Consider the following 9,596-nt stretch of genomic DNA (forward strand, 5'->3'; position numbering starts at 1 on the left):
AACCCACGTCCTACTCAATTTCTTTGGGGAGCGGTTCGGGGTGGTAAATATCGCCTCGGGAGGGGCGATCGCCGCCGCGCGCAAGGACGCCGGCAACTTCGGCGCCCGGATCAAGGCGGCGGCCGAGGCGGCGATCGCCCCACGCTGAACAGGACACATCACTGAGCCGACGGCCTCGCAGCTCGGCGTCCCGGACTGGCTCGACCATCAAATGGGCGACCAGCGTCGTCTCCGGCTCCTGGAACCGCTGCCTCAGGTGCACGTACCGCTCCAACGCCTGGCGACACGACAGCAACGCCTGCGCGGGAAGGCGGGACAGCCGGGCGGCCGGCAATCTCTGATCTCGCTGTTCCGCTGCGCTCGTCGTAACGAGCGAGCCACCGAAATCACGGCCCATCAAGGCTGAAACAAGTCCGTGGTTCTCCGACGAATGCGGGTAGTGTCCTGCGCGGCAGCCTCCGGCGTCTGTCAACTCACGCCTATCGGCGGAGATTGCACGTGCGGAGGCATCGCAGGTTCTGCACGCCTGAAAAGGAGATCCGTCCATGCGGGAAAAGCTCAGACCCGTGGCGCGCGCGGGAGCACGGTTATTCGCGATCCTGGCTGTTCTGATCGGCTTGTCCGGGAGTTTCACGGCCGTTGCCACGGAATCCGGCCAGACCGGGCTGGACAACACCTGGGCATGCTCGGTGCCGTCGGGATACACCTATGACCGGGTGGCGAGCCAGCTGAACGTATGCGGCTCGGGATTCCATTCGTACTATCACCTACGAGCACCTCAGGACAACATCTGGGTGTGCTACGTCCTCCCTGGCTACACCTACGACCAGGCCAGCAACCAGCTGAACGTCTGCAACTCCTCCGGGTTCGCCAACAGCTATCGGATGCGCACCGGCCAGGACAACATCTGGGCCTGCAACGTCCCCAACGGAAACCTCACCTACGACCGGGTTTCCAACCAGCTGAACGTCTGCAATCCGTCCGGATTCGCCAACAGCTACCACCTCCGCACCCCCGTCAACGGTCTCTGGGCATGCAACGTTCCTGCCGGATGGACCTACGACCAGGTCTCCAATCAGTTGAACGTCTGCAATCCCTCCGGCTTCGCGAACAGCTACCGTCTGCGCGGCTGACGCATAGAAACCACTCCGCCCCATGGGCGGCATACGGGTCCCCAAAGCTCAATTGCGGCTTTGGGGACCGCATTCCTGTCCGTATTCTTGCCCGTATTATTGCCCCTATTCTTGCCCGGTCAGTCTGGCTCCGAACTGCCTGCTCCCCGGGGATTCAGGATGCGCGGGATGCAGCCCAGGAGCCTCGGGGCGTCAAGATGCCCCGCCGGGCGTCCCGACCCTCGGGCCGGTCGTCAGGACGGTGACGACGCGGAGCAGCGCCCTCAGCCGGACGGCCCCCGGTCCACACCCCCGAGCACCTGGCCGCGGTCGCCGCCGAACTCGACAGCAGCCCACGCAAGACTCTAGGCTTGGTGAACCCGGCCGAGCGTCTGTACATACCCAAACACACCACCCCCCCACACAACAGGCTGGTGTGGGACCCCCCGCCCGTGCGTCTGTCCAGACTGTTCACGGCTTGATCAACTCACCGCGTGTTGCGACGAACCCTTGAATCCGCCGCTTCCGAAGGGCCCTCTTGCGTCCAAGAACGGTCAGTTCGAGGCGGGGACTGCTTGCCCGGACGCGGCCGTCGCGGGCTTGGGGTTCAGCCTCCGCTCGGCCAACTCGCCGAAGAGCAGGCCGAAACCACCCCACAGCGCGCTCTGAATCGCCAGCGCCGAGAGACGGAACCTCCACAGCAGGGTGGCCGGGAACTCCTTCGGCACCTCGTTGACGGCGGGAAGGAACGCGTAGGCCAGACCGATCAGGACGGCGAAGGCGGCCACCGCGACGATCGTCGCGTACCACGTACCCAGCCGGGGTGCGAGTCGCTTGCCCAGCATCGTGGCGGCGATGGCGAGAAGCACGCTGAGTACCATCATCAGGAAGTACAAGGTGGTCCGCTTGCCGATGGTGTCGGGGTTGCCCACCGACGGCGGGTTGGCGGGGTACTTCAGGAACGGCACGACGTAGACGGCCAGCAGTGCGCAGCCGGACAGCAACAGCGCGGTGGCCCGTGGGCTGAAGCGCCCTACGCGGCCGAGCGCGAAGCTGAAGGCGAGTGCGGCGATACCGCCGAAGGCGACCCCGTAGACCAGAACGCCGGTGGCGAGTCCGGCGGTGGACTGCAGAGAGCGGGAGACGACTTCCATCTCGTGCTCGTGGGAGTGGGCTTCCTCGAATCCGATCGCCTTGTCGACGTTCGGCTCACCGAGGAAATAGGCGACGACGAGGGCGAGCACGCCGGCGGCCAGGCCGGCGAGCATGCCCCGCACGAGAAGGTTTCGCACGGTTGCGGAGTTCATGGGCGCGCTGCGTCCCCCCGCGTCAGTGGCAGGGGAAGCCGAGCAGGTGACGTGCGTCATGCACCCACTCGTGGACGTCCGTGCCGTTGAACACGGAGGTGGCGCCCTGCTCGGCGCCGACGAAGTACAGCAGGACGAGCATGAGGATGCCGAAGAAGACCGCCCACGGAGCGATCGCCTTCAGCGGCAGCGTGGCGGGAACGGCGGGGGTGTTGGCTGTCGGCTGGGCGACGGTCTGCGCCATGGCAGGACCTCCTCTGGGAGTTCGCGTCCCATCTCGGTGGTGCACATGACGACGGCTACGGGTCTGACTCCCGAGATGCCCAGGGGCGTCCCGAATACAGTGGCGCGACCGTGCCGGATTTTCACCGGCTTCCGATTTGCCGTCGTCGATATCGGACCGACAGTACCGCGTGTCGGGTGCATGGCCAAGACCGCGCCACCTGGCGTGATCTTCCTCTCGCGCCGGGCGACCGTACCCGGGTGAACGACGGGTCAGCGGTGGCGGAATGGGCCGCCCGGACCACGGGGAGCGGACTGGGGCGCGCCCGCGAGCCCCTGTTCCGTCCAGACCGTCTTGCCCTCGCGGCTGTAGCGAGTGCCCCAGCGTTCGGCCAGCTGGGCCACGAGGAACAGGCCGCGGCCGCCCTCGTCGGTGGTGCGGGCCCGGCGCAGGTGGGGCGAGGTGTGGCTGGCGTCGCTGACCTCGCAGACCAGGGACCGCGCATGGAGCAGGCGCAGGGTCATCGGACCCCTGGCGTAACGGAAGGCGTTGGTGACGAGCTCGCTGGCGATCAGTTCGGTCGTGAACGCCAGGTCTTCCAGGCCCCATTCCGTCAGCTTGTCGGTGACGAGCGTCCTGGCTCGGGCGGCCGCGGCAGCCTCCAGGGGCAGCTCCCAGGACGCGACGTTCTGCGCCGGCAGTACGCGGGTGCGGGCGACGACCAGTGCGATGTCGTCGGCCGGCCGGGCGGGCACCAGCGCGTCCACGACTGCCTGGCAGATCTGCTGCAACGGGTCCGCCGGCCGGGTGAGTGCGGCGCACAGCCGTGCCAGGCCGTCGTCGGGATCGATGCTGCGTTCGCCGATGAGTCCGTTGGTGTAGAGCGTCAGCAGGCTGCCCTCGGCCAACTCGAGCTCCCGGGCCTCGAACGGCAGACCGCCCAGACCCAGTGGTGGGCCCGCGGGCAGGTCGAGCACGCTCGCTCGTCCGTCCGGGTCGGTCACGACCGGCGGCGGATGGCCGGCCCGTGCGACGGAGCACCGGCGGGAGATCGGATCGTAGACGGCGTACAGGCAGGTGGCACTGAGGATGTGCTCGGCCACCGGCCTTTGCTCCGCTGCCTCCTGTTCGGCGGCCAGGAGGTTGACCAGGTCGTCCAGGCGGGAGAGCACCTCGTCCGGTTCCAGGTCGAGATTGGCCAGGGTGTGCACGGCGGTGCGCAGCCGGCCCATGGTGGCGGCGGCGTGGACGCCGCGGCCGACCACGTCGCCGACGACGAGGGCAACCCGTGCCCCGGACAGCGCGATGACGTCGAACCAGTCGCCGCCCAGTCCCGGTCCCGCGCCGGCGGGGAGGTAGCGGGGGGCGACCTCGACGGCCGACTGCTGTGGGACCGCGGTGGGCAGGAGGCTGCTCTGCAGGGTGTACGCGGTCTGCTGTTGCTGGGTGAAGCGCCGGGCGTTGTCGATGGCAAGGGCGGCCCGCGAGGCGAGTTCCTGGGCCAGAGTCAGATCGTCCGCCGCGAACGGATCGGGGCGCCGGGAGCGCCACAGGCTCATCACGCCCAGCACCAGACCCCGCGCCGCCAGCGGCACCACGATCAGTGAATGCGCGCCGGGATCCGGAGCACGTGCGCCACGGAACGGCTCCGTCGAGAACCAGGCGGGCGGAAGGACCGGTTCCAGCATCGGGCGTCCTTCGGCCAGGCATCTGGCCTGCGGGGTGTCGGGGGCGAACTCGACCGGCTCGCCCTTCGGGTCGCGCAGGGCGGGTTGTCCGTCACCATCGCTGCTGTCGGCCACCCGTACGACGGGCCCCGCGAGCGCGTGTGCCATTTCCTCACCCCGGACGGCCGACTGCAACACGTCCACCGACGCGTGATCCGCCAGGTGCGGTACGACGACCTCCGCGAGCTGCCGGGCCGTCTGGCCCACGTCCAGGGTCGTGCCGATGTGGGTGCTCGCCTCGGCGAGGACGGCGAGCCGCTGCTGGGCGCGGTGGCGTTCGGTGATGTCCTCGATCATCTCGGCCACCCCGAGGATCCGGCCGGCGGAGTCGGCCATGGGGAAGGACGAGACCAGCGCGACCCGTACTCGTGCCGGGTCCTCCTCGAGACGGACGTACTGCTCGGAATAGACCAATGCCCTTCCGGTACTGATCACCTGGCGCACGCGGTCCACGGCCTTGCGCGCGTCCTCCGCCACGAGCAGCGCGCCGGAGGGCAGTCCGAGAAGATCCGCGGCCGGCACGCCGGTGAACCGCTCGATGGCCCGGTTGACCCGCAGAATCCTCATGTCGGGACTGTGCACGACCAGGCCGATCGGGCACCGGCGGTACAGGCCCTCGAGCACCGCTCGGTCCCTCTGCCATTCCAGTACATCCTCCGCGAGAGCCCCGGCGAGCACCCACTCCCGGCCCCGGTCGCGGGTGAGTGCGGTGATCTTGAGACCCAGGTCCACCTGGTGCCCGTTCTTGTGCCGTACGGGAAGCACCCCGAACCAGAACCCCACGCTCCTGCATCTCGACGCGGCCTCCCTCGCGACCGGCAGGTCGGCGGGATCGATCAGAGCCTCGAAGACCGAACGGCCCGTCATGGCACGGCCGGGGTAGCCGATGAGTTCCTGGGCCTTGCGGCTCCATCCGACGACGGTCCCCTCGTCGTCGAGTACCGCCAGGGCGGCCAGATGGAGACCGAGCGGATCCTCCTCGCTCCGACTGAGTTCGCTCACCCGCTGCTCCACTGCCGGACACCACCTCGTACACGCGTGCCGACGCGCCCTGGATGCTCTGTCCTGGGCGCCTGCCGGGTGACCTGTCGATACTCGGTGCAGCCTAGGAAGCCGACGGGGGTGTGCCGGCCATGCCCCGCCGTGGAGGGCGGACGGCCAGCACGATGGCCTAGTCGTGGTGATCAGCGGACGGGAACCGGGCGAACAGGGATACCGAGTGGTCGGTATCTGAGGGATGTCCGGGGGCGCCGGAATGGATCCGCCCCCGGACCCTCCTGGGCTGACTTGGTGAGCGGGCCGAACTCCTCGCGGGAGTCGACGGGCTTGCCGAACAGCTGCCACCGTTCGCCCTTGAACCGCATCAACTGCAGCGTCTCGATCGGGAAGGCGTCGTGCGACCCGGTGGACAGGGTGACCCCGGGCAGCAGCAGGCCGACCTTGACGTCCTTCAGGCCGCGCACCGCGTCCCGCAGCCCCTCTCGGGTCGTCGGGCACTTCATCGCGTCCAGCGCCTTGTGCAGGCTGGAGGCAACGGCCCAGCCGCAGGCGTTGAACTGGTTGGCCGGGTCGGTGTCCGGTGCGTACTTGCGCATGGTGTCCTGATACGCCTTCATCTCCGGGTCGTTGGCCCACTGCGGGTCGACTGGGTCCTTGAAGTACGTGGCGGACACCACTCCCTGGACGTTCTTGAGGCCGACCGGCTTGAGCACGGCGGCGGACGAGGACACGTTGTTCACGATGTGCAGCGGATTCCACCGTGTGTTCCTGGCATCGGCGGCAAGGGCCTGACTGCCGAACTTGGGGGTGGTGACGTCCAGCAGCACGTCCGCCTTCGAGCGGGCTGTTCGCCATCTGTGCCGAGACGGACGGGTCGGTGACCTCGTAGCTCTCCTTCGCGACCACCTTCACGCCGCTGCCGCCGACGGCCTGCTCGAAACCGCCGAGCAGATCCTTGCCGAGGCCGTCGTTCTGGTAGAGGACCGCGACCTTCGCCTTCGGCTTCTGTACCGGCCTGCCCGAGCAATTCGCCGTACCTGCGGGCTCCCTCCGGCACGCTCTGCTGGACGCGGCGCTGGAGGTGTTCACCGAGCGCGGCTACTCCGATGCGGGCCTCGCCGAGATCGCGGCGCGCTCCGGCATCCCCGTGGGCAGCCTCTTCCAGCACTACGGCGGCAAGCACGGGCTGTATCTGGCGCTCTGGGAGGACTTCCGCGAGGAACAGGAGCGGCGGACCGCCTCGGCCCTGTCCTGTGCGCGCGGCAGCGGGGTCGACGATCCCGTGGCCCTGTTCATCGCGGGCGCGAGGGCGTACCTGGCGGGCGTCTGGGACAACCGGCCGCTCTGCAGGCTCCTCGCGGAGGACGACGGGCCGGCCGGCTTCGACGCGCTGCGCCGCAGATGGGACCGGGCGTGGGTGCGACGCAATGCCCGGCTGCTGAAGGTGGACGAACAGCATCGCGCCGGCCGGGTCCGGGTGATCGTGCTGACCACGGTCATCGGAGGAGCGGCACGTGAACTGGGCGACCGCGTGGACGAGTCGGAGGCCCGGGAGATCGTCGACGAGGTGTGCGGCATCCTCACCCACCTGTCGGTGCCGCCCGGCTGAGGGGCCGAGTCCTCGGTTGCCGTGGCGTGCTGCGGCGGGAGCGAAGCCGATGACGGCGTGGGGAGGACGGTGCCTACGCTCCGGCGTCGCCCCCCACCATCCACGCCCGCGTCCCGAAGGAGGCACACGCTCGCGAGGCCACCGCGGCCGCACCGCTCAGGGCCGCCACGAACGCGCCCGGTGTCAAGTCGCCGGGGAGCGCGAGGCCAAGGGCCAGGGCCCCATGGAGTACGTCTCCCGCGCCCAGCGTGTCCACCACGCGTACCGTGGGCACCTCGACCGTGCCACCGCCGCGGGGACCCGCCCACACGATGGGCTCCCCGCCCCGGCTGACCGCCGACCAGACGACCCCGTGCTCCCGCAGGAACCGCAGGGTCTCCCCCGGTGTGCTCGTCCCCGGCGGGTGGAAATCGGCCGAGCAGACGGCCACGTCGATCGACGGCAGCAGGTCGTGCATGCCCTCCTTCCAACTGCCCCCGTCGAGCAGTGTCCGGCGGCCCGCGGCACGGGCGGCGCGGGCGGCGGCCACGGCCAGTGCCATGTGGTGACCGTCGAGCTCGACGACGTCGGCGGCTGCCACCAGCGCGTCGAGGCCCTCGGGCGGGTCGAGCCGGTGGCCCGTGGCGTTGGTGGAGGCGACGGCACGTTCTCCGCTCGAAGCGGTCACCAGAATGGATGACACGGCGGGCGGTTCGGCCGCGTCGGCCGCCAGGTCCCAGACGGCCACGCCCAGCCTGTTCAGATCCGCCATCACCCCGAGGCCCAGCGGATGGGAGCCGATCGCGGTGAGCAGCCTGGCCGTGCCGCCCAAGTGGCTGAAGGTGGCGGCAGCGTTGGCGGCCGGCCCGCCCGCGGCGACGACCTGGTCGCGAGCCGTCAGCTTCTCGTTGGACGCCGGTGTGCGATCCACGAGTTGAATCACGTCCAGCGTGGACAGGCCGACGAACAGGCCCGTGGGGCCGCTCCTCATCGCCGGCTCCGCACGTCAGCACCTGCTTCGCGCTCGTCGGCGCCGGTTCGTTCATCGTTCACAGAGCACTCACCTCTCGGAAGCGGCCCGTTCGGTCCGTAAAGGAAGGGTCCTGGCGGCCTGTCAGAACGATTTCAGGACGGACTTCGTGATCGAATCACGTGTTCCCCGGTGGCGCCGTGGGCTGCGTCGCCTTCTCGTGGCCGTCGCCGGCCCGACGCTGGCCGTCAGCGCCCTGTCCGTGTCTCCGGCACACGCGGCCCCGGCCGACGACATCCGGATCAACGAGGTGGTGACCACCGGAAACGTCAACGACTCGATAGAGCTCTACAACAAGGGCACTACCACCGTCGACATCTCCGGCTGGATCCTCAAGGACGACAACAACAGCTCGAAGTACAAGATCGCCTCGGGAACCACGCTGGCGCCCGGCGCATTCCGCGCCTTCGATGTCCACGGCTCGTTCGGTCTGGGCTCCGCCGACATGGCGCGCCTCTACCTGGCGGACGGCACCACCCCGGTCGACAGCTTCAGCTGGAGCGCCCACTCCGACCCGTCGTGGTCGCGCTGCCCCGACGGCACGGGCGACTTCGGCAAGGCTCAGCCGACCCTCGGCGGTCCGAACGACTGCGGTACCAGCGGCGGGGGCATCGTTCCGATCGCGTGGCCGGGCAGCGGCTCGGTCACGACGGCGGACGCCTCGAACGTATTCGGTACGGACCTCAGCGGCCTCTACCAGGAAGGAGGCGTGATGTGGGGAGCGCAGAACAGCGGGAGGCTGTGGCGACTGGTTCCGAACGGATCGGTTGGCTGGAAGCCGGACACGGCCAATGGATGGACCTTCGGCAAGACGCTCCGTTTCCCGGGCGGCTCCGGCACTCCTGACAGCGAGGGCGTCACGGTCGCCGGTGCCGGTTCGGCGGGGGGCGTTTTCGTCGCGAGCGAACGCGACGCGGACGCTTCCGCCACGAGCCGCCTGTCCGTCCTCAGGTATGACGTCAGCGGGACGGCGGCCACGCTCACGGCCACGAAGGAGTGGAACCTGACGTCCGATCTGCCGTCCGTCGGCTCCAATCTCGGCCTCGAGGGCATCACCTGGGTCCCCGACGCCAGTCTGACCGCGGCCGGGTTCAAGGACGAGTCGACCGGTACGGCGTACGACCCGAACCGGTACGGCGCGCACACGGGCGGTGTGTTCCTCGTCGGCGTCGAGGGCACCGGCATGATCTACGGATACGTCCTCCAGGACACGGGCACCTTCACCCGTGTCGCGTCCATCAGCAGCGGCATGGCCGGTGTGATGGAGCTGCAGTGGGAACCGCAGGCGTCGCGCCTGTGGGCCGTCTGCGACGACACCTGCTCCGGTCAGCACAGGACCATGCAGGTCAATGCGTCCGGCGCCTTCGCCACCACCGCGATCTACAACCGCCCCACCGGCATGGCCAACCTGAACAACGAGGGCTTCTCCGTGGCCGGAGCCGATGAGTGTGTCGGCGGTTCCAAGCCCGTGTACTGGGCCGACGACAGCAACGACAGCGGCCACGCGCTGCGCGAGGGCACCATCACCTGCTGATCGAGAAGCGCTGCCGCGGGCCGGGGGGGGGGCCGGGGCCGGGGGGGGGGGGGGGGGCCCCGCCCCCCGCCCCCCC

At 69.4% G+C, this 9,596-nt stretch carries 8 protein-coding genes, 1 pseudogene and 1 riboswitch; of the genes and pseudogenes, 4 read left to right on the plus strand and 5 right to left on the minus strand.

From position 1 onward, the window contains the following. A pseudogene (locus ACFW2E_RS21535) lies at positions 1-148 on the plus strand (polyketide cyclase); the annotation flags it as partial. 469 nt (positions 149-617) lie between these two features. After that, positions 618-1,133, plus strand: a complete 516-nt coding sequence (locus ACFW2E_RS21540) for a hypothetical protein (protein ID WP_384468679.1) — start codon at positions 618-620, stop codon at positions 1,131-1,133. A gap of 533 nt (positions 1,134-1,666) precedes the next feature. Here ACFW2E_RS21540 and ACFW2E_RS21545 read toward each other — a convergent pair. From ACFW2E_RS21545 to ACFW2E_RS21560, 4 genes are all read right to left on the minus strand, one after another. Beyond that, on the minus strand, positions 1,667-2,419 hold the full coding sequence (locus ACFW2E_RS21545; protein ID WP_384468680.1) for a CbtA family protein: 753 nt from the start codon (positions 2,417-2,419) through the stop codon (positions 1,667-1,669). Positions 2,420-2,441: 22 nt separating this feature from the next. Further along, on the minus strand, positions 2,442-2,663 hold the full coding sequence (locus ACFW2E_RS21550; RefSeq protein WP_384468681.1) for a CbtB-domain containing protein: 222 nt from the start codon (positions 2,661-2,663) through the stop codon (positions 2,442-2,444). 35 nt (positions 2,664-2,698) lie between these two features. Beyond that, a riboswitch (cobalamin riboswitch) is annotated at positions 2,699-2,839 on the minus strand. Positions 2,840-2,914: 75 nt separating this feature from the next. Further along, positions 2,915-5,371 carry a SpoIIE family protein phosphatase gene (locus ACFW2E_RS21555; RefSeq protein ID WP_384468682.1) on the minus strand — a complete coding sequence of 819 codons (2,457 nt, stop codon included), beginning with the start codon at positions 5,369-5,371 and terminating at the stop codon, positions 2,915-2,917. Positions 5,372-5,553: 182 nt separating this feature from the next. Then, on the minus strand, positions 5,554-6,195 hold the full coding sequence (locus ACFW2E_RS21560) for an ABC transporter substrate-binding protein (protein WP_384468683.1): 642 nt from the start codon (positions 6,193-6,195) through the stop codon (positions 5,554-5,556). Positions 6,196-6,431: 236 nt separating this feature from the next. On the opposite strand from ACFW2E_RS21560, the gene ACFW2E_RS21565 reads away from it, so the two are divergent. Next, positions 6,432-6,977: a TetR/AcrR family transcriptional regulator gene (locus ACFW2E_RS21565; protein ID WP_384468686.1), complete on the plus strand. Its 546-nt coding sequence runs from the start codon at positions 6,432-6,434 to the stop codon at positions 6,975-6,977. Between the two features lie 73 nt (positions 6,978-7,050). Here the strand turns inward: ACFW2E_RS21565 and ACFW2E_RS21570 are convergent, their stop codons facing one another. Next, entirely contained in the window at positions 7,051-7,947 is an 897-nt protein-coding gene (locus ACFW2E_RS21570) for a PfkB family carbohydrate kinase (protein WP_384468684.1), read from the minus strand. Between the two features lie 148 nt (positions 7,948-8,095). Between ACFW2E_RS21570 and ACFW2E_RS21575 the strand changes: the two genes are divergently transcribed. Further along, positions 8,096-9,520: a lamin tail domain-containing protein gene (locus ACFW2E_RS21575; RefSeq protein ID WP_384468685.1), complete on the plus strand. Its 1,425-nt coding sequence runs from the start codon at positions 8,096-8,098 to the stop codon at positions 9,518-9,520. The last annotated feature ends 76 nt before the right edge of the window (positions 9,521-9,596 follow it).

Source organism: Streptomyces sp. NPDC058964, assembly GCF_042741275.1.
GTDB lineage: Bacteria > Actinomycetota > Actinomycetes > Streptomycetales > Streptomycetaceae > Streptomyces.

Excerpts from the sequence above, each read along its gene's own strand:
- ACFW2E_RS21545 (WP_384468680.1), bottom strand. The coding sequence starts at position 2,419 with ATGAACTCCGCAACCGTGCGAAACCTTCTCGTGCGGGGCATGCTCGCC.
- ACFW2E_RS21550 (WP_384468681.1), bottom strand. The coding sequence starts at position 2,663 with ATGGCGCAGACCGTCGCCCAGCCGACAGCCAACACCCCCGCCGTTCCC.
- ACFW2E_RS21570 (WP_384468684.1), bottom strand. The coding sequence starts at position 7,947 with ATGAGGAGCGGCCCCACGGGCCTGTTCGTCGGCCTGTCCACGCTGGAC.